At 68.8% G+C, this 22,866-nt stretch carries 22 protein-coding genes; 5 read left to right on the forward strand and 17 right to left on the reverse strand.

The annotated features are described in order from the left end of the window. Nucleotides 1–54: 54 nt before the first annotated feature. The 16 genes from AC07PR_RS19895 to AC07PR_RS19970 form a co-directional block, all read right to left on the reverse strand. Nucleotides 55–879 carry a nucleotidyl transferase AbiEii/AbiGii toxin family protein gene (locus AC07PR_RS19895; protein WP_495136317.1) on the reverse strand — a complete coding sequence of 275 codons (825 nt, stop codon included), beginning with the start codon at nucleotides 877–879 and terminating at the stop codon, nucleotides 55–57. A 44-nt stretch (nucleotides 880–923) separates the two neighbouring features. Next, nucleotides 924–1,742 carry a type IV toxin-antitoxin system AbiEi family antitoxin domain-containing protein gene (locus AC07PR_RS19900; RefSeq protein ID WP_431102529.1) on the reverse strand — a complete coding sequence of 273 codons (819 nt, stop codon included), beginning with the start codon at nucleotides 1,740–1,742 and terminating at the stop codon, nucleotides 924–926. A 103-nt stretch (nucleotides 1,743–1,845) separates the two neighbouring features. Next, nucleotides 1,846–3,039 (reverse strand): acyl-CoA dehydrogenase, encoded by a 1,194-nt coding sequence (locus AC07PR_RS19905; protein WP_377156193.1) that lies wholly within the window; start codon nucleotides 3,037–3,039, stop codon nucleotides 1,846–1,848. A gap of 83 nt (nucleotides 3,040–3,122) precedes the next feature. Further along, complete coding sequence (locus tag AC07PR_RS19910) at nucleotides 3,123–3,539, reverse strand: RidA family protein (protein WP_495136553.1); 417 nt, start codon at nucleotides 3,537–3,539, stop codon at nucleotides 3,123–3,125. A 55-nt stretch (nucleotides 3,540–3,594) separates the two neighbouring features. After that, on the reverse strand, nucleotides 3,595–4,038 hold the full coding sequence (locus AC07PR_RS19915) for an acyl-CoA thioesterase (protein ID WP_377156195.1): 444 nt from the start codon (nucleotides 4,036–4,038) through the stop codon (nucleotides 3,595–3,597). Between the two features lie 33 nt (nucleotides 4,039–4,071). Continuing rightward, the gene (locus AC07PR_RS19920; protein ID WP_495136318.1) at nucleotides 4,072–4,785 is read right to left on the reverse strand and encodes an ABC transporter ATP-binding protein; all 714 of its coding nucleotides are present in this window, start codon (nucleotides 4,783–4,785) and stop codon (nucleotides 4,072–4,074) included. Next, nucleotides 4,782–5,600 carry an ABC transporter ATP-binding protein gene (locus AC07PR_RS19925; protein ID WP_495136319.1) on the reverse strand — a complete coding sequence of 273 codons (819 nt, stop codon included), beginning with the start codon at nucleotides 5,598–5,600 and terminating at the stop codon, nucleotides 4,782–4,784. Before AC07PR_RS19925 ends, AC07PR_RS19920 begins: the two co-directional genes overlap by 4 nt. Further along, entirely contained in the window at nucleotides 5,593–6,642 is a 1,050-nt protein-coding gene (locus tag AC07PR_RS19930; RefSeq protein ID WP_495136320.1) for a branched-chain amino acid ABC transporter permease, read from the reverse strand. The genes AC07PR_RS19925 and AC07PR_RS19930 overlap by 8 nt, the downstream gene beginning before the upstream one ends. Before the next feature lie 4 nt (nucleotides 6,643–6,646). Continuing rightward, nucleotides 6,647–7,567: a branched-chain amino acid ABC transporter permease gene (locus AC07PR_RS19935; RefSeq protein ID WP_431102524.1), complete on the reverse strand. Its 921-nt coding sequence runs from the start codon at nucleotides 7,565–7,567 to the stop codon at nucleotides 6,647–6,649. A 55-nt stretch (nucleotides 7,568–7,622) separates the two neighbouring features. Next, on the reverse strand, nucleotides 7,623–8,846 hold the full coding sequence (locus AC07PR_RS19940) for an ABC transporter substrate-binding protein (RefSeq protein ID WP_495136321.1): 1,224 nt from the start codon (nucleotides 8,844–8,846) through the stop codon (nucleotides 7,623–7,625). A gap of 46 nt (nucleotides 8,847–8,892) precedes the next feature. Continuing rightward, complete coding sequence (locus tag AC07PR_RS19945; protein ID WP_495136322.1) at nucleotides 8,893–10,551, reverse strand: benzoate-CoA ligase family protein; 1,659 nt, start codon at nucleotides 10,549–10,551, stop codon at nucleotides 8,893–8,895. Between the two features lie 10 nt (nucleotides 10,552–10,561). Then, nucleotides 10,562–11,713: an acyl-CoA dehydrogenase family protein gene (locus tag AC07PR_RS19950; protein WP_495136323.1), complete on the reverse strand. Its 1,152-nt coding sequence runs from the start codon at nucleotides 11,711–11,713 to the stop codon at nucleotides 10,562–10,564. Nucleotides 11,714–11,721: 8 nt separating this feature from the next. Next, nucleotides 11,722–12,561, reverse strand: a complete 840-nt coding sequence (locus AC07PR_RS19955; RefSeq protein WP_495136324.1) for an enoyl-CoA hydratase family protein — start codon at nucleotides 12,559–12,561, stop codon at nucleotides 11,722–11,724. 73 nt (nucleotides 12,562–12,634) lie between these two features. Beyond that, complete coding sequence (locus AC07PR_RS19960; protein WP_495136325.1) at nucleotides 12,635–13,210, reverse strand: MarR family winged helix-turn-helix transcriptional regulator; 576 nt, start codon at nucleotides 13,208–13,210, stop codon at nucleotides 12,635–12,637. Next, a complete protein-coding gene (locus AC07PR_RS19965) occupies nucleotides 13,210–13,998 on the reverse strand; it encodes an SDR family NAD(P)-dependent oxidoreductase (RefSeq protein WP_377156212.1) in 789 nt (262 codons plus the stop codon). The genes AC07PR_RS19960 and AC07PR_RS19965 overlap by 1 nt, the downstream gene beginning before the upstream one ends. A 16-nt stretch (nucleotides 13,999–14,014) precedes the next feature. Then, nucleotides 14,015–16,363 (reverse strand): bifunctional salicylyl-CoA 5-hydroxylase/oxidoreductase, encoded by a 2,349-nt coding sequence (locus AC07PR_RS19970; protein ID WP_495136326.1) that lies wholly within the window; start codon nucleotides 16,361–16,363, stop codon nucleotides 14,015–14,017. A 232-nt stretch (nucleotides 16,364–16,595) separates the two neighbouring features. Between AC07PR_RS19970 and kynB the strand changes: the two genes are divergently transcribed. The 5 genes from kynB (at nucleotide 16,596) to AC07PR_RS19995 (ending at nucleotide 21,980) form a co-directional block, all read left to right on the forward strand. Continuing rightward, nucleotides 16,596–17,243 (forward strand): arylformamidase, encoded by a 648-nt coding sequence (gene kynB, locus AC07PR_RS19975; RefSeq protein WP_483105696.1) that lies wholly within the window; start codon nucleotides 16,596–16,598, stop codon nucleotides 17,241–17,243. A gap of 29 nt (nucleotides 17,244–17,272) precedes the next feature. Beyond that, entirely contained in the window at nucleotides 17,273–18,589 is a 1,317-nt protein-coding gene (gene kynU, locus AC07PR_RS19980; RefSeq protein WP_495136327.1) for a kynureninase, read from the forward strand. Between the two features lie 8 nt (nucleotides 18,590–18,597). Continuing rightward, nucleotides 18,598–19,506, forward strand: coding sequence for a tryptophan 2,3-dioxygenase (gene kynA, locus AC07PR_RS19985; RefSeq protein WP_495136328.1), 909 nt, complete (start codon nucleotides 18,598–18,600; stop codon nucleotides 19,504–19,506). Between the two features lie 243 nt (nucleotides 19,507–19,749). Beyond that, on the forward strand, nucleotides 19,750–21,567 hold the full coding sequence (locus tag AC07PR_RS19990) for a M24 family metallopeptidase (protein ID WP_495136329.1): 1,818 nt from the start codon (nucleotides 19,750–19,752) through the stop codon (nucleotides 21,565–21,567). 131 nt (nucleotides 21,568–21,698) lie between these two features. Next, the gene (locus AC07PR_RS19995; RefSeq protein ID WP_495136330.1) at nucleotides 21,699–21,980 is read left to right on the forward strand and encodes a hypothetical protein; all 282 of its coding nucleotides are present in this window, start codon (nucleotides 21,699–21,701) and stop codon (nucleotides 21,978–21,980) included. Between the two features lie 43 nt (nucleotides 21,981–22,023). On the opposite strand, the gene AC07PR_RS20000 is transcribed toward AC07PR_RS19995, so the two are convergent. Next, nucleotides 22,024–22,866, reverse strand: coding sequence for a LytR/AlgR family response regulator transcription factor (locus AC07PR_RS20000; RefSeq protein WP_495136331.1), 843 nt, complete (start codon nucleotides 22,864–22,866; stop codon nucleotides 22,024–22,026).

Below are 22,866 nucleotides of genomic sequence, written 5' to 3' on the forward strand. Positions count from 1 at the left end.
ACGATGCAAAACTGCGGTGTTCTGCATATGACTTGGGCAAAGTGGTCCGAGCAGCTACACGCCTTCGAGCAGGCGCGGAAACTTGCGGACGCGAAACTCGTCCAGCACGTCGGAGGTCCGCTTCCATGCATCGCCAGGGAGATGGGCGATCACCTTGCGCCAGACGTTCTCAAACGCAGCGATCGCATCCGCCTCCTCGAATCGCATGCCCGCCGGCAGCAGTGGCCCGATGTCGTCGGTCAGACTGGCGATCAGCGTCTTGAGCATGCGCTCTTCGGCATGGGCTCGAGTGATCGCTGTTCCTTCCAGGCCGAGGTAATGGTCGAAGGCCATGATGACCATGCGCGCGTCGAGATCGAGAGACTCCAGACCGTGATGCAGATCGAAGAGGTCACGATTCTTCCGGCGCTGGAGCAGCGCGCGCAACTTCGTCCCGAAGAGCTCCTCCGGCGCGAAGGTGGTGATGTCGCATGCGCCGCTGTACCAGCCGTTTCGCACGTCGAAAGGCATCTCGCGCAGCCCCATCAGATTCGCGTGCTCCCGGGTGTTCATCTCGACCTTGAGCAGCAGTCGCTCGTCCAGCGCCCCTTCCGGATTGAACCTGTAGACGAGGTGCATCGAGTGCGCGGCCACCTTTCGCGACGGCACGCCGAGCCACGCCAACGCCTCCCGGATGGCGTCAATGGTGCTGCCAATCGGCTCCGGCCGCGTCTGCACCAGATCAATGTCCTCCGAGTAGCGCAGCGGCTCGGGGAACAGCAGCTTGTTGATGGCGGTACCGCCACGAAAGGCGATCCGGCCCTTCAGGGCCGGCGAGTTGAACAGGTCACACAGCGCGCGGCAGATGATGAGGTCTTGTTCAACCTGTCGTTCATCCACCCAAGGGGCAGTCTGCGCCCAGGCTTCCAGGTACTTCCGAGTAATCAAAGATCGATCTCCACCTCCTGGTTCAACAGGAGTTTCCATTTGGCGTTCTTCTCGAAGTCTTCTGCCAACGAAGGGATCACGGGCTTGGCCACCGGATCCAGCAACACCGTTGTCTTCGCGCCAGCGGCGAAAGGCTCCAGAGCCCTCGCCTGCTTGTCGTGATGAAAGTGCTCGAAAAGAAAACCGAGTCTTCGCACACACGGCGTCTCGTAATGGGAGGCCAACTGCGCCAAGCGCCCTGATCTGGCCTTGTCGCCGAACGTCATCACCAGCTGCGCGACGCCGTTGATGCCGCCCGCCTTCTCTGAATAGCGAGCTGCATCGAGGAGCGTCAATTCGACCCCCGCCGCTTTCGCAAAGCCAGCCCGCGTCTTGATCGTTGTCAGAAAATCAGCTTGATTCACCGCAAAAAAATCTTCCGCCCCCTGCGTCAGGAACTGGATCCTGCTGCGCCCGATCTCGAAGCTGCGAAGTTGCCTTGGGACGATCACCTGGAAGACCATCGCGGCCTGGTGCGAAGAGCCATGGAGCGCGGCGGCCCGATACAGCGACACGCGATAGTCCAGGTCCAGGTAGGCCATGAGCGGACCGATCCACTGGGCCGGATCAGGAATGCCATAAGCCCGGTCCTCGGGCCGCATGACGACATAGAAGCCCTTGTGGACGTTGACGATCCGTCCGCGCTTTCCCAAGCGCACAAGGGCTGCATCGAGCCCCGCCTTCGTCAAACCCAACGCCTGCTCCGCTTCTTCCCGCGAAAACGTCGCCTCCCCGACGGTGAGGCGCTGATCCACGAAAAGGTCGAGTGCAGACATTCCCAAACCATATGCAGAAACTTGCAGATTTGCAAGTTTCTGCATACAACTTGGGAACGAAAAAGGGCGCCGCAGCGCCCTTCCTTCCGGGGGAAACCCAGCCTCAGAACGCCGCGATCCCCGTCTGCGCGCGCCCCAGGATCAGCGCATGGATGTCGTGCGTGCCCTCGTAGGTGTTGACCACCTCCAGGTTGACCAGGTGTCTGGCGATCCCGAACTCGTCGCTGATGCCGTTGCCGCCCAGCATGTCCCGCGCCGTGCGCGCAATGTCCAGCGACTTGCCGCAGCTGTTGCGCTTCATGATGGACGTGATCTCCACCGCCGCCGTGCCCTCGTCCTTCATGCGGCCCAGCCGCAGGCAGCCCTGCAGGCCCAGCGTGATCTCGGTCTGCATGTCCGCCAGCTTCTTCTGCACCAGCTGGTTGGCCGCCAGCGGCTTGCCGAATTGCTGGCGGTCCATCGTGTACTGCCGCGCCGTGTGCCAGCAGAATTCCGCCGCGCCCAGCGCGCCCCACGCGATGCCGTAACGCGCGCTGTTCAGGCAGGTGAACGGGCCCTTGAGACCGCGCACGTCGGGGAAGGCGTTCTCCTCCGGGCAGAAGACCTCGTCCATCACGATCTCGCCGGTGATCGACGCCCTCAGGCCCACCTTGCCGTGGATCGCCGGCGCGCTCAGGCCCTTCCAGCCCTTCTCCAGCACGAAGCCGCGGATCTGGCCGCCGTCGTCCTTGGCCCAGACGACGAACACGTCGGCGATCGGACTGTTGGTGATCCACATCTTGCTGCCGCTCAGCGAATAGCCGCCGTCGACCTTGCGCGCGCGCGTCACCATCGAGCCCGGGTCCGAGCCGTGATTCGGCTCCGTCAGGCCGAAGCAGCCGATCCATTCGCCGCTGGCCAGCTTGGGCAGGTACTTGCGCTTGGTCGCCTCATTGCCGAATTCATTGATCGGTACCATCACCAGCGAGCTCTGCACGCTCATCATCGAGCGGTAGCCGCTGTCCACGCGCTCCACCTCGCGCGCGATCAGGCCGTAGCAGACGTAGTTCAGGCCGGCACCGCCGTATTCCTCGGGGATCGTCGGGCCGAGCAGGCCCAGCTCGCCCATCTCGCGGAAGATCGCCGCGTCGGTCTTCTCGTGCCGGAAGGCCTCCAGCACGCGCGGCGCCAGCCGGTCCTGGCAGTAGGCCGCCGCGGCGTCGCGCACGGCGCGTTCGTCGTCGGTCAGCTGCTGTTCCAGCAGCAGCGGATCGTCCCAGTGGAATGCGGCCTTCGCGGCCTTGGATGCGTGGCTCATGTGTCTCTTCCGTTCTTGAATGCGTGGAGGCCGGCGGTGCGCGCTGGCCGGAGGCCGTCGTTCGCGGCGGGTCGATGTCGATCCTAGTCCCGCGCCGGCACCACCGCTGTCACCTCGATTTCAACCTTCGCACGGTCCTCGATCAGACCCGCGACCTGGACGGCGGTCATCGCGATGCCGTACTCGCTGCCCAGCACCTCGCGGTAGGCCTGCCCGACCTCGCGGCCCCGGGCGACGTACTCGCGCTTGTCGAGCAAATACCAGGTCATCCGCACGATGTGCCGCGGCTCCGCGCCGGCTTCGGCCAGCACCGCCTTGATGTTGACCAGCGCCTGGCGGCACTGGTCGATGAAGTCGTCGCTCTCGAACTGGCAGTGGCCGTTCCAGCCGATCTGCCCGGCCACGCTGACCACCGTGCCGGTCGCGGCCACGCCGTTCGCGTAACCGCGCGGTGGCGCCCAGCCCGCGGGCTGCAGCACGCGCTTGGTGGCGCCTGTCATTTCGTTGTCGTTGTTGTTGTTGTTGTCGTTGTTGTTGCTCATCGTCGTGACTCCTCTACTGCTCTGACGATTGATGGGATTGCTGCTGCTGGACCGCCCGCACCAGCGCGGCGCGGACGTCCTCGGGGAAAGGTTGCGACTGGTGCGTCTCGAGCGAGGTGCACACCAGCACCTGCCCGAAGCTGACGCGCGGACCGTCCGCGCCGTCGAAGCTCACGCGCAACGACAGCGAGCTGCGCCCGACGCGCTCGATCCACAACCGCTGCGTCAGCCGCTCGCCCTGGCGGCTGATGCGCTCGAAATTGGTCTGCAGCTGCACCGTCGGCAGGCCGACGCGGCGCGGGCCGAGCAGCTCCGCGTACGGCACGACCAGCCCCTCGTTGAACCAGTCCTCGACGAAGGCGTTCAGCATCTCGAAATAGCGCGGGAAGAACACGATCCCCGCCGGGTCGCAATGCCCGAAGCGGATCAGCACCTCGCGCTCGAAAGCAGCCGTCATGTCGTCCTCCTCGTCATGTCGTTCGGTCTCGGCTCACACACCCAGGTGCCGGTGCCACAGCCCCTGATCGGCCGCCAGCGCCGCGGAGTCGCCACGCCACACGACCTGACCCCGTTCCAGGATGCTGTGCCGGTCCGCCAGCCTGATCAGCCGCTTGACGTACTTGTCGACCACCAGGATCGTCTGCCCAGCCTGCCGGAGCGTGTCCAGGCAGCGCCAGATGTCCTCGCGGATCAATGGGGCGAGGCCTTCGGTGGCCTCGTCCAGCACCAGCAGCCGCGGATTGGTCACCAGCGCGCGGCCGATGGCGAGCATCTGCTGCTCGCCGCCCGACAGCTGCTGGCCCATGTTGCTCTCGCGCTCCTTCAGCCGCGGGAAGAGCGCGAAGACGCGCTCGACGGTCCACGGCTCCGTCGCGCGGCAACGGTTGGCCTCGAAGGCCCGCAGGTGCTCCAGCACGCTGAGGTTGGGGAAGATCTGCCGGCCTTCAGGCACGATCGCCAACCCCAGGCGCGCGATGCGGTCGGCGCGCCAGCCGGTGACGTCCTCGCCCGCGAAGCGGATGCGGCCGCCGTTCGGCGCCAGCCAGCCGGTCAGGCAGCGCAGCGTCGTGCTCTTGCCCATGCCGTTGCGGCCCAGCAGCGTCGCGACCTCGCCCGGGGCGATGCGCAGGTCCAGGCCGAACAGCACCTGGCTGTCGCCGTAGCCGGCGCGCAGGCCTTCGATCTCGAGCAGCGCGTCGCTCATGGCGCCACCTCCGCGTCCGCTTCGTCGCCGAGGTAGGCCAGCTTCACCGCCGCATCGTTGCGGATCTCGTCCGGCGAGCCGGTCGCGATCACGCGACCGCTCACCAGCACCGAGACCCGGTCGGCGAGCTTGAACACCGCGTCCATGTCGTGCTCGACCAGCAGCAGGGTCAGGTGTTGCACCTTCAGCGCGGACAGCAGCTCGACCATCCGCGCCGATTCGTCCGGGCCCATGCCGGCCATCGGCTCATCGAGCAGCAACAGCCGCGGCCGCGCGGCCAGCGCCAGTGCCAGTTCCAGCTGACGCTGCTCGCCATGCGCCAGGCTGCCCGCGACGCGGTCGGCCATCGCCGCGAGACCGACCAGCGTCAGCATCGCCTCGGCGTCGGCATAGGCGGCCTCGTCCGCGCGCGCCGCGCGCCACCACGGTGGTGCCGACGGCCGCCGCGCGAGCACCGCCAGCACGACGTTGTCCAGCACGGTGAAGCGGCGGTAGATGCTGGTGATCTGGAACGAACGCACCAGGCCCTCGCGCACGCGGCGCGGCATCGGCAGCGCGGTCACGTCCTCGCCGTCGAAGAAGATGCCGCCGCCGTCGGGCGCCAGCGCGCCGGAGATCTGGTGGATCAGCGTGGTCTTGCCGGCGCCGTTCGGGCCGATCAGCGCGTGGGTCTCGCCGGCGCGGACGTCGAAGCTGGCCTCGTCCGTCGCCGTCAGCGCGCCGAAACGCTTCACCAGCCGATGGACCTGGAGCAGCGAGAGCTCCGGCAGCGGCGATGAAGACGATGACAAGGGCGCCGTCGTGGTGTCACGCATGCGCGGCTCCCTTGGACTTCGACGGCGCCGTCGAGGACGTCGCCTGCTTCACACCGAAGCGGTCGAAGATCCCCGCCAGTCCACGCGGCGCGAAGAGCACCACGACGAGCAGGATCGCGCCGAGCGCAAACTGCCAGTGAATGGTCACGCCGGACAGCAGTTCCTCGAGCAGCAGGAACACCGCCGCGCCGATCGGTCCGCCCCACAGCGCGCCGGCGCCGCCGAGGATCACCATCACCATCAGCTGCCCCGACTGCGACCAGTGCATCAGGTGCGGCGAGACCAGTCCGTTGAGATTCGCGAGCAGCGCGCCGGCGAGCCCCGCGATCGCGCCCGCGACGACGAAGGCCGTCCACTGCACCGCGAAGACGCGGCCGCCGGTCGCGGCGACGCGGGTCTCGTTCTCGCGCGCGGCCTGCAGCAGCCAGCCCAGCGGCGAATTGACCAGCCGCCGCAGTCCCGCGAAGACCAGCGCGAACAGCCCCAGCGCGACCCAGTAAAAGGACGCGTCGTCGGCGAGGTTCACCGGCAGGCCGTTCAGCGCGGACCGCGCCGGCACCGGCAGGCCGTCGTCGCCGCCGTAGGCCTTCAGCGAGACGGCCAGGTAATGGAACATCTGCGCGAAGGCCAGCGTGATCATGATGAAGTAGACGCCCCGCGTGCGCAGGCTGATGGCGCCGATGAGCGCCGCCGCCGCACCGGACAGGCCCATCGCCGCTGGCCAGGCGATCCAGGCCGAGGTCACGCCCGCGTCCGCCAGCACGCCCACCGTGTAGGCGCCGATCCCGACGAAGGCCGCATGGCCGAAGCTCACCAGGCCGCCGAAGCCGAGGATCAGGTTCAGGCTCGCCGCCGCGATCGCGAAGATCAACACGCGGGTCGCGACCACCGTGTAGAACTCCAGGCCCAGCGCCTGCAGCAGCGGCGGAAGCGCCGCGAGCGCGACGAACAGCGCCCAGATCCAGGCACCGCCGGCGCGGTGGTGCAGCAGCGTGCGCCGGGGACGCAACGGGCCGGTGGGGCGGGTGATCGGATCGGTCATCGGATCAGCCTCTCGCGGGGAACAGGCCGCGCGGTTTCCAGAACAGCACCGCCGCCATCAGCACGTAGATGAGGATGGCCGCGAGCGACGGGCCCAGCGTGGACGCCACCTCCGGCGACGCGACCTGCCGCAGCACCGCCGGCAGCAGCGTGCGCGAGCCGGTGTCCACCAGCCCCACCAGCAGCGCGCCGACCAGCGCGCCGCGGATCGAGCCGATGCCGCCGATGACGATCACGACGAAGGCCAGGATGAGGATGCTTTCGCCCATGCCGACCTGCACCGCCAGCAGCGGCCCCAGCAGCGATCCGGCCAGCGCGCACAGCGCCGCGCCGATGCCGAAGACCGCCGTGAACAGCCGGTCCGCGGGCACGCCCATCGCCGTGGTCATCGCGCGGTTGGACGCGCCGGCGCGCACCCACATGCCCCACCGCGTGCGTGTCACCAGCAGGTAGAGCCCGACGGCCACCGCCAGCCCCACGCCGATAATCAGCAGCCGGTAGGCCGGGTACATCAGGCCGGGCAGCAACTCGACGGGGCCGGACAACGCCGCCGGCGTGTTGAGCAGCAGCGGCTGCTCGCCCCAGATCATGCGCACGCCCTCGTTGAGCATCAGGATCAGCGCGAAGGTCGCCAGCACCTGGCTGAGGTGATCGCGCTGGTAGAGCCGGCGCAGCAGCGTCACTTCCAGCAGCATGCCGAACAGCGCCGTGCCCGCGACCGCGGCCAGGACCGCCACCCCGAAGGATGCGCCCGCCGCGATCGCCGCGGCGGCCAGGTAGGCGCCGACCATGTACAGCGAGCCATGCGCCAGGTTGATCAGGTCCATGATGCCGAAGACCAGCGTCAGGCCGGCCGCCAGCAGGAACAGCATCAGCCCGAACTGCAGGCCGTTGAGGGCCTGCTCGGCGATCAGGATCGCGTCCATCTCGGTGGGCTCCCGCTCGTCACTTCAGTCACTTCAGTCACTTCAGTCACTTCAGTCACTTCATCTTGCACTGCGGCGCGTACGCGTCCGCGTGCTGCTCGAAGATCTTGCCCAGCGTCCGGTTGGTCACGCGGCCCTGCGGGTCCTTGGTGATCACGCGCAGGTAGTAGTCCTGCACCGGATACTGGTTGTGGTTGAAGCGGAAGGGGCCGCGGACCGACTCGAACTTCGCGGCCTTCAGCGCCTTCAGCAGCGCGGGCTTGTCCTCGATCTTCCCCTTCACGTCGCGCACCGCCGCGCCGATCAGTTGCGCCGCGTCGTAACCCTGGCTCGCGTACAGCGAGGGCAGCCGGCCGTAGGCCTTGACGAAGTCCGCGACGAAGCGCTTGTTGGCCGGGTTGTCCAGGTCATGCGCCCAGTGCGAGCTGTTGAACATGCCCAGCATCGGCTCGCCGACGGCCTTGATCACGTCCTCGTCCGCGGAGAAGCCCGGCCCGAACAGCGTGATGTCCTTGGACAACCCCGCGCCGACGAACTGCTTGATGAAGTTGATGCCCATGCCGCCGGGCAGGAAGATGTACATCGCGTCGGGCTTGGCCGCGCGCGCCTGCGCCAGCTCCGCCGAGTAGTCGAGCTGGCCGAGCTTGGTGTAGATCTCGTCGGCGACCGCGCCCTTGTAGTAGCGCCGGAAGCCCGCCACCGCGTCCTTGCCCGCCGGGTAGTTGGGCGCGAGCACGACGACCTTCTTGAAGCCCTTGTCCATCACCGTCTTGCCGATGGCCTCGTGCAGGTTGTCGTTCTGCCAAGCGACGTTGAAGAAGTAGGGGTTGCACTGCTCGCCCGCGTACTGCGACGGGCCGGCGTTGGCGCTGACGTAGGGCACCTGCGCGGCAAAGACGCTCGGGCCGACCGCCAGCATCACGTTGGAGAACACGATGCCGGTCATGACGTCGACCTTGTCGCGCTTGAGCAGCCGCTCGGCGGACTGCTTGGCGACCTCGGGGTTCTGCTGGTCGTCGGCGGTGACGGTCTCCACCGTCAGGCCGCCGAGCTTGCCGCCGTTGTGCTGCACCGCGAGCGCGAAGCCGTCGCGGATGTCGACGCCCAGGCCGGCGCCCGCGCCGGACAAGGTGCTCAGCATGCCGACCTTGAGCTTGTCAGCCGCTTGCGCGGCGGGGACGGTCACGGCCAGCGCGGTGAACGCGACGAGCGCCGCGGACGCGGTGCGGGCGACGGTCGGGGCGGGCAGGAACGCGGGGGACTTCGACGGCTTCTTCATCGGCTTCTCCGGGGAGGAAAGGGGACGGTCGGTCGGAAGACTGCGGTTACTGCTCACGCAGGCGGAAGCGCTGCAGCTTGCCCGTTTCGGTGCGGGGCAGACTGGCGCGGAACTCTATCGCACGGGGGTACTTGTACGGGGCGATCGTGGCCTTGACGAAGTCCTGCATGGCCTTGATCAGCGCGGCTTCGTCGGTCCCGCCGAGCGAGCCCGGCTTGAGCACCACGAAAGCCTTCACGACCTGGCCGCGCTCGTCGTCGGGCACGCCGACCACCGCGCACTCGGCGACCGCCGGATGCGCGAGCAGCGCGGACTCGACCTCGGGGCCGGCGATGTTGTAGCCGCCGGAGATGATCATGTCGTCGGTCCGCGCCTGGTAGACGAAGTAGCCGTCGGCGTCGATGAGGTAGGCGTCGCCGGTGAGGTTCCAGCCGCGCTGCACGTACTTGAGCTGCCGGTCGTCCGCCAGGTAGCGGCAGCCGGTCGGGCCCTGCACCGCGAGCTTGCCGACGCTGCCCTGCGGCACATCGTTGCCCTCGTCGTCGACGACGCGGGCGCGATAGCCGGGCACCGGCTTGCCGGTCGCGCCGGGGCGTGCCGTCTCCTCGGTGTGCGAAACGAAGATGTGCAGCATCTCGGTCGCGCCGATGCCGTCGATCATCTCGATGTCCGTCGTGTCCTTCCACAGCTGACGCGTCGCGGCGGGCAGCGCCTCGCCGGCGCTGACGCACTTGCGCAGCGAGGACAGATCGTGCGCCCGGACCGCGCCGGTGCCTGCCGCGGCGATCGCCGCGGCCATCGCGCGATAGGACGTCGGCGCGGTGAAGCACACCGTCGCACGGTACCGGGCGATGGCCGGCAGCAGGGCATCGGGCGAGGCCTTCTCCAGCAGCACCGCCGTCGCGCCGACGCTCAGCGGGAACAGCAGGAGGCCGCCGAGGCCGAAGGTGAAGGCCAGCGGCGGGCTGCCGATGAAGACGTCGTCGGCCTGGGCGCGCAGGCAGTGCACCGGCCAGCACCGGCAGATCGCGAGCACGTCGCGGTGGAAGTGCATCGTGCCCTTGGGCTGTCCCGTCGTGCCGGAGGTGAAAGCGATCAGCGCGCAGTCGTCGGAGGCGGTGTCGACGTTCTCGAAGCTGGCCGACTGGCGCTCGGCCAGCGCTTCCAGCCCGTCCGGCGCATCGCTGCGGAACAGGCACACCCGCGCCAGCACGGGACACTGCGCGCGCGCGGTCTCCAGTTCGTCGGCCAGCGCCGCGTCGCACAACGCATGCGAGACACGGGCCTTGTCGATGACCTGGCCCAGTTCCTTGGCCCGCAGCAGCGGCATCGTCGCCACCGCGATCGCGCCGGCCTTCATCACCGCGAACCAGCACGCCGCCATCTGCGGCGTGTTGGCGCCGCGCAGCAGCACGCGGTTGCCGGGCACCACGCCCAGCTCGTTCACCAGCACGTTGGCGATGCGGTTGGCCTGCGCCTGCAGCTCGGCGTAGGTCCAGCGGATCTCGCCGCCGCGACCGTCGCCGCCGATCACGCACGTCCGACCGCCCTGCCCTTCGGCCACCCAGCGGTCCAGCAGATCCCACGAGCAATTCATCCGCTCCGGAAACTGCAGCTCCGGCAAATCGAAGACCAGCGCCGGCCACTGGTCCTGCGGCGGCAGGTGGTCGCGAGCAAAGGTGTCCTGGTGGGCGGTGCGGTGCATGAGCGCGTCCTTATCCGTTCTTCAACAGGTCTCGTCCGATGATCAGTTGCTGGACCTCGCTGGCCCCTTCGTAGATGCGCAGCGCGCGGATCTCGCGGTACAGGGACTCGACGATCTCGCCGCGCCGCACGCCGCGGCCGCCGTGCAGCTGCACCGCCGCGTCGATGACGCGCTGCGCGCCTTCGGTGGCCATCAGCTTGGCCATCGCCGCCTCGCGCGTGATCGTGCGGCCCTGGTCGCGCTCCCACGCGGCGCGATAGACCAGCAGCGCGCTGCTGTCGACGGTGCAGGCCATGTCGGCCAGCTTGGCCTGCGTCAGCGGCAGGTCGGCCAGCGTGGCGCCGAACATGGCGCGCTCCTTGGCCTGGTTCAGCCCTTCCTCGAGCGCCCGCCGCGCGAAGCCCAGCGAGGCCGCGGCGACCGAGGTGCGGAACACGTCCAGCGTGCGCATCGCCACCTTGAAGCCCTCGCCCGGCGCGCCAACCATGGCGGTCTTCGGCACGCGGCAGCCGGTGAAGCGCAGGCGCGCCAGCGGATGCGGCGCGATCACGTCGATGCGCTCGGCGATCTCGAAGCCCGGCGTGCCGGCGTCGACGATGAACGCGCTGATGCCGCGTGATCCGGGCGCTTCGCCCGTGCGTGCGAACACGACGTAGAAGTCCGCGATCCCGCCGTTGGAGATCCAGGTCTTCTCGCCGTCGATGACGTAGTGCTCGCCGTCCTCGCGCGCCGCGCATTGCATCGCGGCGACGTCCGACCCGGCCTCCGGCTCGGAGAGCGCGAACGCCGCCAGCGCCTCGCCACGCGCGACGCGCGGCAGATAGGCCTCGCGCTGCGCCGGTGTGCCCATCAACGAGATCGCGCCCGATCCCAGGCCCTGCATCGCAAAGGCGAAATCCGCCAGTCCGTCGTGCCGCGCCAGCGTCTCGCGCAGCAGGCAGATGGCGCGCGTGTCGATGGCCTCGCCCTCGCCCGCCACCGCGTGCCGCAGCCAGCCGCCGGCGCCGAGCGCCTTCACCAGCGATTTGCAGCTCGTGTCGACGTCGTCGTGATCGACCGCGCCATGCGCCAGATTGCGCGCGCACCAACCGTCCAGCTCGCTGGCGAGCGCGCGGTGCCTGTCCTCGAAGAACGGCCAGTCCAGATGCTTCTGATGATTCATGGCCGTCCTCAATCGCCCTTGAACTCGGGCCGCTGCTTCTCGACGAACGCGTGGTACGCGCGGTGGAAGTCCTGCGTCATCATGCAGATCGCCTGCGCCTGGGCCTCGGCCTCGATGGCCTCGTCGACGCCCATCGTCCACTCCTGGTGCAGCATCCGCTTGGTCATCGCATGCGCGAAGTTCGGACCGGCGGCGATCTCCGCGGCCCAGGCCACGGCCTGAGCCTCCAGCGCGTCCGGCTCGGCGATGCGGTTGAGGAACCCCCACTGGTGCGCCTCTTCGCCGCCCAGGCTGCGGCCCGTGTAGAGCAGGTCCGACGCGCGCCCCTGCCCGACGATGCGCGGCAACAGCGCGCAGGCGCCCATGTCGCAGCCGGCCAGGCCGACGCGGGTGAACAGGAAGGCGGTCTTGCTGCGCGCCGTGCCGACGCGCAGGTCCGAGGCCATCGCCATGATCGCGCCCGCGCCGGCGCAGACGCCGTCGATCGCGGCGACCACCGGCTGCGGGCAGGCGCGCATCGCCTTGACCAGGTCACCCGTCATGCGCGTGAACGCCAGCAGGTCCGGCATCGCCATCTTCGTCAGCGGGCCGATGATCTCGTGCACGTCGCCGCCGGAGCAGAAGTTGCCGCCCGCGCCCTGCACGACGATCGCGTTCACCTCGTCCACGTAGGCCAGCGTGCGGAACAGGTCGCGCAGCTCGGCATAGGACTCGAAGGTCAGCGGGTTCTTGCGCTCGGGCCGGTTCAGCGTGATGACGCCGACGGCGCCTTCCTGGCGCCATGCGAAGTGTTGGGGCTCGAAGCCCGTCAGGCTGCGCGTGTTGCCGCTGATGAGATGGCTGTCCATCGATGGGTACTCCTGTTTTTCCCGGGTTCGCCGCGGCGATCAGTCGCTGGTGGCGGTCATTGCCCGGTGAGGTTCATTTGCGGGCGGCGTCGAGCTGCGCGAGGTGGCCCTTCAACCCCGCGAGCAGTTCGTACACCTGCGTCTTCTGTTCGGGCGGCCAGCCGGCCAGCAGCTCGACGATCCAGCCCTCGTGCGTCGCGGCCATGCGCTTGAACTGGCGTCGCCCGGCCGGCGTCAGCCGCACCGTGACGCTGCGCCGGTCCGACGGATGCGGCTCGCGCACGACGTGGCCCTCGGCCTCGAGCTGGTCGGTGATGCCGGTGACGTTGCCGCCGGTGACCATCAGGCGCTGCGACAACTCGCGCATCGTCAGGCCATCGGGACTGCGCTCGAGCTGCGCAAGCAGGTCGAAACGCGGCAGCGTCGTGCCGAAGTCGTTGCGCAGGCGCTGACGGATCTGGTCCTCGATGCGCGTCGTGCAGGCCAGCAGACGCAGCCAGAGCCGCAGCGCCTGGTGATCGCCGTCGTGCATGCGCGATTCCAGGTCGGGGCCGAACTCCGCGCCCGGATCGTCGTCGACCTCCGGACCCGCCCCTTTCGTCGCGGCGCGCGTCGCACCGTGGGTGGCATCTCGTGCAGCATCGCGCATCACATCACCTCCCCGCCGGCGACCGCGATCGCCTGTCCCGTGATCGAGCCGCTGTCGCGGCGCGCCAGCCACGCCACCGACGCGGCGACCTCCGCCGGATCGATCAGCCGCCCTTGTGGATTGGCCGAGGCCAACTCGGCGCGCGCTTCATCCGGCGTGCGGCCGGTCTTGGCGACGATGGTGTCGATCGCGCCGGCGACGATGTCAGTCTCGGTATAGCCCGGGCAGACCGCGTTGACGGTCACGCCCTTGCGCGCCGTCTCCAGCGCCAGCGCGCGCGTGAGGCCGAGCACGCCGTGCTTGGCCGCGCAGTAGGCCGCGACGTAGGCGTAACCCTTCAGCGCCGCGGTGCTCGCGACGTTGACGATGCGGCCGAAGCGGCGCTCGGTCATCGCGGGAAGCACCTCGCGGCTGCACAGGAAGCTGCCGGTGAGGTTCACGTTGAGCAGGCGCTGCCAGGTGTCGAGCGAGGTCTTCGCGAGCGGCGCCGTCTCGACCTGGCCGGCGTTGTTGACCAGGAGGTCGATCGGCCCGGCCGCGGCCACCGCCGCCGCGAAGGCCTGGCGCACGCTGGCCTCGTCGCCGACGTCGCAGACCTGCAGCTCGACGGACGGGCCGCCGTCGATGTTCAGCCTGTCGCGCTGTTCCTTCAGCTTGTCGATGCGCCGGCCCATCAGCGTGACGCGCGCGCCGTCGGCGATCAGCGCCTGCGCGATCGCCGCGCCGATGCCGGAGCCGCCGCCGGTGACGACGGCGTGCAGGCCTTCGAGCGGGTACTTGTTGCTCATGTCGGTGGTTCCCGTCTCAGACGCCGAGCGCCCGGTTGGCCTGCTCCTGCGCGGCCGCCCCGCCGCCCGTCGCGCGCTGGCGTTCGAACTCGCGCTCCATCTGGCTCTTGCCGGAGAGGTACTGCGCCGGCCAGTCGAGGCCCGGGCCCGACAGGTAGCCGATCCTCGCCGCCTCGGTCAGTGTCCACGCCGGGTTGGCCAGGTGCGGCCGCGCGATCGCGCAGAGGTCCGCGCGGCCGGCCGCGATGATGCTGTTGACGTGGTCCGCCTCCGAGATCGCCCCCACCGCGATCGTTGCGATGCCGGCGCGGTTGCGCACGCTCTCGCTGAAGGGCGTCTGCCACATGCGGCCGTAGAGGGGCTTCTCCTGTTTGCTCACCTGGCCCGAGGAGACATCGATCAGATCGGCCCCCGCGGCCTTGAAGGCCTCGGCCATGGCGACCGCGTCCTCGGTCGTCGTGCCGCCGGGCACCCAGTCGTTCGCGGAGATCCGCACCGACATCGGCCGGTCCTGCGGCCATGCCGCGCGCATCGCGGCGAAGACCTCCAGCGGATAACGCAGGCGGTTCTCCAGCGAGCCGCCGAACGCATCGCCGCGCTGATTCGTCAACGGCGACAGGAAACTCGACAGCAGGTAGCCGTGCGCGCAGTGCAGTTCCAGCCAGTCGAAACCGGCCTCGGCGGCCCGGCGCGTCGCGGCGACGAAGTCCGCCTTGACGCGGTCCATGTCCGCGCGGGTCATCTCGCGCGACCACTGGCTGACGCCGTCCAGATACTGCTGCGGCGAGGCCGAGATCAACGGCCAGTTGCCCTCGTCCAGCGGTTGGTCGATGCCGTCCCAGGCCACGCGCGTCGAGCCCTTCGCGCCGGCGTGGCCGAGCTGCATCGCGATCTTCGCGGTCGAGCTGCGATGCACGTGGTCGACGATGCGCCGCCAGCCGTCGCGCTGCGCGTCGTTCCACAGGCCCGGGCATCCCGGCGTGATGCGGGCGTCCGGCGAGACACAGGTCATCTCGACGAACACCAGCCCCGCGCCGCCCATCGCGCGGGCGCCGAGGTGGGCCAGATGGTAGTCGCCGGGCTGGCCGTCCTCGCAGGAGTACTGCGCCATCGGCGACACGACGACGCGGTTCTTCAAGCTCACGCCGCGCAGCGTGAACGGCGTGAACATCGGGGGCGCCGCGCGGTCCAGGCCCGCGCGCCGCGAGAGCCACGTCTCGTACTCGCCGACGTAGCGCGCATCGCGCAGCCGCAGGTTCTCGTGCGAGATCCGCTGCGAGCGCGTCAGCAGCGAGTACGCGAACTGCTCCGGCGCCAGCCGCGCGTGGCGCTCGACGTTCTCGAACCACTCCGTCGAGTTGCGCGCGGCGTTCTGGATGCGCAGCACGTCGATCGACCGCGTGGCTTCGTATTCCTCCAGCGCCGCGGTCAGGCTGTCGACGCCGCCGCCGTGACGCTCGATGTCGCGCGCCAGCGCGATGGCGTCCTCCAGCGCGAGCTTGGTGCCCGAGCCGATCGAGAAATGCGCCGTGTGTGCCGCGTCGCCCATCAGCACCACGGGCGCGCGACCGTTGTGATGCACCCAGCGCCTGCAGACGACGCGAGGGAAACGGATCCACTGCGCCGAGCCGCGCAGGTGCGCCGCGTTCGAGATCAGCGGATGGCCGTCGAGCACTTTGGCGAAGAGCTTCTCGCAGAAGGCGATGCCCTCTTCCTTGCTCATGCCCTCGAGGCCTGCGGCCTGCCAGACCGACTCCGGCGTCTCGACGATGAAGGTCGAGTGCGTGTCGTCGTAGCGGTAGGCATGCGCCTGGAACCAGCCCCACTCCGTCTTCTGGAAGTCGAAGGTGAAGGCGTCGAAGAGCTTGGTCGTGCCCAGCCAGACGAAGCGGCAGTGCCGCAGGTCGATGTCGGGCTGGTAGGTCGCGGCGTACTTCTGGCGCAGGCGGCTGTTGAGCCCGTCGGCGGCGATGATCAGGTCGGCGTCGATGTCCGCGTCGTCGGCGACATCCGTCTCGTAGCGCAGGACCACGCCCAGTTCCTCGCAGCGCTCGCGCAGGATGTCCAGCAGCTTGCGCCGGCCGATGCCGCAGAAGCCGTGGCCGCCGGACACCATCGTGCGTCCGTCGATGTGGACGGCGATGTCGTCCCAGTGGTTGAAGGACTGCAGGATCTGCTCGGCCGTCTTCGGGTCGGCCTCGCGCAGCGCGGCCAGCGTCTGGTCCGAGAACACCACGCCCCAGCCGAAGGTGTCGCCGGCGCGGTTGCGCTCCAGCACCGTCACGTCGTGCGCCGGGTTCTGCCGCTTCATCAGCAGCGCGAAGTACAGGCCGGCGGGACCGCCGCCGATGCAGGTGATACGCATGGTGGGAAACCCGGCGAGCGTCGGGCGAGGACTGCTTGACGGGATCACTTTAGGCATTGATAGTTGAAGTGTCAACGATCAGGGGCCGCTAGATAACCCTGAGTCGATCGACGTCGTCGGACCGGGCGGCTTGCGCAAACGCTCCGGCCTTGTTGGAATTAACCGACACCACGGCCCAGGACGCCGCGCTAAGGTGCGCGCCGTCGTGCCGCAAGCCCGGCAGGAGCAGCAGATGAAGTCAACCAGTCCTTCCCCTCGGCGATCGCTGTGGGACATCTCGCCGGTGGTGGCGCCCGACGCGCCGATCTTTCCCGGCGACGAGCCTTACGCGTTGAAGTGGACCGCCCGCCTGTCGCCGGACTGTCCGGTGAACCTGAGCGCGATCACGATGTCGCCGCACGTGGGCGCGCATGCCGATGCGCCCTTGCATTACGCCGACGGCGTCGCGAGCGCGGCGGAGGTCGCGCTCGATCCCTACCTCGGGCCCTGCCGCGTGATCCATGCGATCGGCTGCGGACCGCTGATCCGCATCGAGCATCTGGAACACGCCGGGCAGGACCTGCCGGCGCGCGTGCTGGTGCGCTGCAACGAGCGCGCGGACACGGTCTGGAATCCCGACTTCAGCGCCTATGCGCCGGAGACCGTCGAGTGGCTCGCCGCGCGCGGCGTGAAACTGATCGGACTCGACACGCCGAGCGTCGATCCCGCGACCAGCAAGACGCTGGACAGTCATCAGCGGCTGCTGCGTCTGGATCTGCGCGTGCTGGAGAACCTCGTGCTCGACGAGGTGCCCGAGGGCGACTATGAGCTGATCGCGCTGCCGCTGAAGCTGGCCGGCGCGTGCGCGTCGCCGGTGCGCGCGGTGCTGCGGTCGCTGTGACTCCTCTTCCCAATTCATCTGGACCATTGATGACGACAAGACAAGACTGCCTGGCCCTGGACGCCGCCGATCCGCTGGCGCCGTTGAAGGACCAGTTCTCGCTGCCCGCGGGCACGCTCTACCTGGACGGCAATTCGCTCGGCGCGATGCCCAAGGCGACCGCCGCGCGCGTGCAGCAGGTCATCGCCGAGGAATGGGGCCGCGACCTGATCAAGAGCTGGAACACCGCCGGCTGGATCGACCTGCCCTCGCGCATCGGCGACAAGATCGGTCGCCTGATCGGCGCAAAGCCTGGCGAGACCATCGTCGCGGATTCGACCTCGCTCAACCTCTACAAGGTGCTGAGCGCGGCGCTGCGCATCGTCAAGGCGGACGAGACCGACACGGGCGGCCATCGCCGCACGGTCGTCGTCTCGGAACGCAGCAACTTCCCGACCGACCTCTACATCGCGGAAAGCCTGGCCGAGCAGTTCGGCATGACGCTCCACCTGGTCGACCACGTCGATGAGATTCCTTCGCTGCTGAACGATCGGCTCGCGGTGCTGATGCTCACCGAGGTCAACTACCGCACCGGCCGCAAGCACGACATGAAGGCGGTGACCGCCGCGGCCCACGCGGCCGGCGCGCTGACGGTGTGGGACCTCGCGCACTCGGCGGGCGCGGTCCCGGTCGACCTGAACGGCGCGGATGCGGACTTCGCCATCGGCTGCGGCTACAAGTACCTCAACGGCGGTCCGGGCGCTGCCGCCTTCGTCTGGGCGCATCCACGCCACGCGGACCGCTTCTGGCAGCCCCTGTCGGGCTGGCTGGGTCACGCATCGCCGTTCCAGTTCACGTCGAACTACGCGCCCGCGCCAGGCATCAAGCGCTACATCTGCGGCACGCCCGCGATCCTCTCGACGGCGGCGCTGGAGTGCGGCGTGGACACGCTGCTCGCGGCAGAGCCCTTCGGCGGGATGGCGGCGTTGCGCGAGAAGTCGATCGCGCTGACCGAGCTGTTCGCGCGTCTGGCCGAGCAACGCTGCGGCGAGCAAGGCATCTACGTCGTCTCGCCGCGTGACGCCGTGCTGCGCGGCAGCCAGGTCTGCCTGGCGCTGAAAGCACCGCTGCACGAGACCACCGGCTATGCGGTCGTGCAGGCGCTGATCGAGCGCGGCGTGATCGGCGATTTCCGCGCGGGCGACCCGACGCGCCTCGACGAGGTGCCGCACATCCTGCGCTTCGGCTTCACGCCGCTGTACATCGGCTTCGCCGACGCGTGGGACGCGGTCGAGCACCTGCACCAGGTGCTGGCCACCGAGGAATGGCGCGAGGCGCGCTTCAACAAGAAGGCGGCAGTGACATGAGTTGCCCGATGGGACATGGCTCCGGCGCGGCCTCGGACGGCGTCGACAAGGGCGCACCGGGCGCCGGGAAAGAAGCCGGGCAAGGCGGCGAAGCGATCGTTCGCGAGGAAGGCGCGCAGCTCGATTTCTCCAAGGACATGAGCTACGGCGACTACCTGCGCCTGGATCAGGTGCTGAGCGCGCAGCACCCGCTCTCGCCCGACCACAACGAGATGCTCTTCATCATCCAGCACCAGACCTCGGAGCTGTGGATGAAGCTGATGCTGCACGAGCTGCACGGCGCGGTGACGCACGTGGCCTCGGACCAGTTGCCCGAAGCCTTCAAGATGCTGGCGCGGGTGTCGCGGATCATGGAGCAGCTCGTCCACGCCTGGGACGTGCTCAGCACCATGACGCCGCCGGAATACTCGGCCATCCGGCCCTACCTCTCCAACAGCAGCGGCTTCCAGAGCGCGCAGTACCGGCGCATCGAGTTCATGCTCGGCAACAAGAACGCCGCAATGCTCAAGCCGCACGCGCATCGCGCCGATCTGCTGGCCGATGTGCAGGCGGCTTACGAAGCGCCCTCGCTGTATGACGAAGTCCTGCGGCTGCTGAAGCGCCGCGGCATCGACGTGCCGGCCGCCGCGCTCGATCGCGACTGGACGCAGCCGCGCTCCGCCGACGACGGCGTCAAGGCCGCGTGGCTCGAGGTCTACCGCGATCCGAAAGCACACTGGGACCTCTACCAGATGGGCGAAGAACTCGTCGACCTCGAAGACGCCTTCCGGCTTTGGCGGTTCCGCCACGTCACGACCGTGGAGCGCGTCATCGGCTTCAAGCGAGGCACCGGCGGGACGGGCGGCGTCAGCTACCTGCGCAAGATGCTCGACGTCGTGCTGTTTCCCGAGCTGTGGGCGTTGCGGACGGAGCTCTGAATTCAGGGACCGAGCGCTCGCGGGGCAACCAGGCCCCCTTGACTCCATCTCCCTCCTTTGGCGGCCGCCCCGGCCGCCAAATTCCCTCCTTAAGTTCCGTCAAGGGGGCCTGGCCGCCCCGCTCCGGTACACCTCGCACGCGCGTTGGAGGGGGCGGGACGGTCGCTTCTACAATTCGGGGACTTCGAAGTGGGGATCTATCCGGTCACCCACGGTCCGCTCGCCAACCCGCCGAGGCCCGCCATGGATACCCGCCTTTCCCAGATCAAGCTGCGCATCTCCAGATTGCGCGACGCACTGCGCAACGCCGGCGCCCACGCCATCCTCGTCCCCTCGGCCGATCCGCATCTCTCCGAATACCTGCCGCGTCGCTGGCAAGCCCGCGAAGTGTTCTCCGGGTTCACCGGGTCGATGGGCACGCTGGTCGTCACGCTGGATGACGCCCAACTCTTTGCCGACAGCCGCTACTGGACCTCGGCCGAACGCGAACTCGCCAACAGCGGCATCAACCTCTTCAAGATCCCCACCGGCGCCTCCAGCCAGCACATCACCTGGATCGCGGACAAGCTCCAGAACGGCCAGACCCTGGTCGTCGACGGCCAGGTGCTCGGCCTTGCAGTGGCCCAGCAGCTGCGCGCCGCGCTCGGCGCCAAGGGCGTGCTGATCAACACCGCCATCGACCTGATCGACCAGGCCTGGGACGACCGCCCCGGACTGCCCGACGCCCCCATCTACGAACACGCCTCGCCGCAAGCCACCGTCAGTCGCGCCGACAAGCTCCAGCAGGTCCGCGAAGGCATGGCCAGGCACGGCGCCTCGCACCACCTGATCTCCAGCGTCGACGACGTCGCCTGGCTGTTCAACCTGCGCGGCTCGGACGTCACCTACAACCCGGTGTTCCTGGCGCATGCGCTGCTCGACAAGAACGGCGCGACGCTGTTCGTGCAACCCGGCAAGATCGACGCGGCCCTCGAGCAGCGTCTCTCGGCCGACGGCGTGCGCCTTGCGCCTTATGCCGACGCCCGCGCTTCGCTGGGCGCCCTGCCCGCGGATGCCAAGGTGCTGATCGATCCGCGCCGCGTCACGCTCGGCCTGCGCGAGGCGCTGCCCGCGTCGGCGACCGTCATCGAGGCCATCAACCCCAGCACCCTGCTGAAGAGCCGCAAGAACGCGGCCGAAGCGCAGTTCATCCGTCAGGCGATGGAGCAGGACGGCGCCGCGATGTGCGCGTTCTACGCCTGGTTCGAAGCGGCGATGGCACGCGGCGAGGCAATCTCCGAACTCACCATCGACGAACGCCTGACCGCCGAGCGCGCCAAGCGCCCCGGCTTCGTCGGCCTGTCGTTCTCGACGATCGCCGGCTTCAACGCCAATGGCGCGATGCCGCATTACCGCGCGGTGCCGGAGTCCTTCTCCCAGATCGACGGCAACGGCCTGCTGTTGATCGACTCGGGCGGCCAGTACCTCGGCGGCACGACCGACATCACCCGCGTCTGGCCGATCGGCACCATCACCGACGACCACAAGCGCGACTACACGCTGGTACTCAAGGGCACGATCGCGCTGTCGCGCACCGCCTTCCCCCGCGGCACGCTGAGCCCGATGCTCGACGCCATCGCCCGCGCCCCGCTGTGGGCCTACGGCCTGGACTACGGCCACGGGACCGGCCACGGCGTCGGCTACTTCATGAACGTCCATGAAGGCCCGCAGAGCATCTCGAAGGCCGTGCCCGATGCGAACATGGCCATGGAGCCCGGCATGATCACGTCGATCGAACCTGGCCTCTATCGCCCCGGCCAATGGGGGGTGCGAATCGAGAACCTGGTGCTGAACGTGGCCTTCGACACCCCCGAAAAGGGGCAGTTCGGCGAGATGCTGGCGTTCGAGACGCTGACGCTGTGCCCGATCGACACGCGTTGCATCGCGCTGGCCTTGCTGTCGGAAGACGAACTGGCATGGCTGAATGCGTATCACGCCGAAGTGCGCCGCCGCCTGGCGCCACTGGTCGACGGCGAGGCGCTGGCATGGCTGAACACCCGCACCGAGGCGCTGCAACGTTGATCGCCAGACCGTCCATGCGACGGATGGCGGAAAAGCGCGGTTGATCCGCGCTTTTTTACGTCCGGCCTCGCTGGAAGCGCTCCGGGCCGCCACCTAGACTTGTTCCAGGTTGTCGACGAGGAGCAGAGACCATGGACACCCGACTCTCTCAAGCGTGGAACGGCTGGCGCGCCTTGGCGCGACACAGGCCATCGACCAACGACGAGCACGAACTGCACCGTTTCTCCGACGGCGCCATGCACACGGCCTTGATGGTCGCGATCATCGCGGTGGCCGTGATGGCCGTCGTTCAGATGGTCAACGTCGCCGCCCCGATGTGGCAGCTGGAACCCGTCGTCGTGCAGGGCAAGGCGCAGCAGGTGCCGCTGCCCGCCGCGCCGCAGCCACTGGAACAGGCGCAACCCGGGCGCTGAGCCCCGCGGGACCGGCCACGCCGGTCCCCGCTGCCGGCCCGTCTCACATCTGCCGGAACAGGTGCAGATAACTGCGGCTGACCGGCAGCACTTCGGGGCGGGCCTTCAGGTGGAGGTCCGCCGTTTCATTGGGACCACGCGTGACGTGACTGATCGCGTGCAGGTTCACGACGACCGAGCGATGGACCTGCACGAAGCGCTGCGCGTCGAGCCGCTCGATCAACTCGCGGATCGGCGTGCGGATGAGGGCCTCCCCCTCCGCGGTGACGACCAGCGTGTACTTCTCATCCGATCGCAGGAACAGGATGTCGTCGACCGGGATCAGCTTCAACGTCGAGCCCACCGAGGCTCGGATCCATTGCAGCGGTCCGGTGTCGGTCGCCAGGCCGCCGGCCGTCGGCGCAGGCGCGCCCGGCGGACGGGCCATGCGCCGGGCGAGCTCGTCGATGACGGCTTCGAGCGCCGCCTGACTCCCCTCCGCGCGCGATCGCCGGGGCGATTCGGCCAGACGCTCCTTGAGCCGCCCGACCGTGTCGGCAAGGCGAACCTCGTCGACCGGTTTGACCAGGTAGTCGATCGCGCCGCGCTCGAAGGCCTGCAGCGCATATTCCTCGAAGGCGGTCACGAACACCACCTGCGCCTGGCGCGCGATCTGCCGCGCCGCTTCCATCCCGTTCAGGCCCGGCATGTGGACGTCGAGGAAGGCGATGTCGGGCCGATGGACTTCGAACATCTCGACCGCTTCGCGTCCGTTGCGCGCCTGCGCGACGACGCGCAACTCCGGCCACAGCAAGCCGAGACTGCGCTGCAGGCTGTCGCGGAGCAGCGGTTCGTCATCGGCGATCAGGGCCGTCGGCGCGTGGGCGGAGTGGGTGGAGAAGCTCAT

It is taken from the genome of Roseateles sp. GW821-FHT09H11 (genome assembly GCF_059415845.1).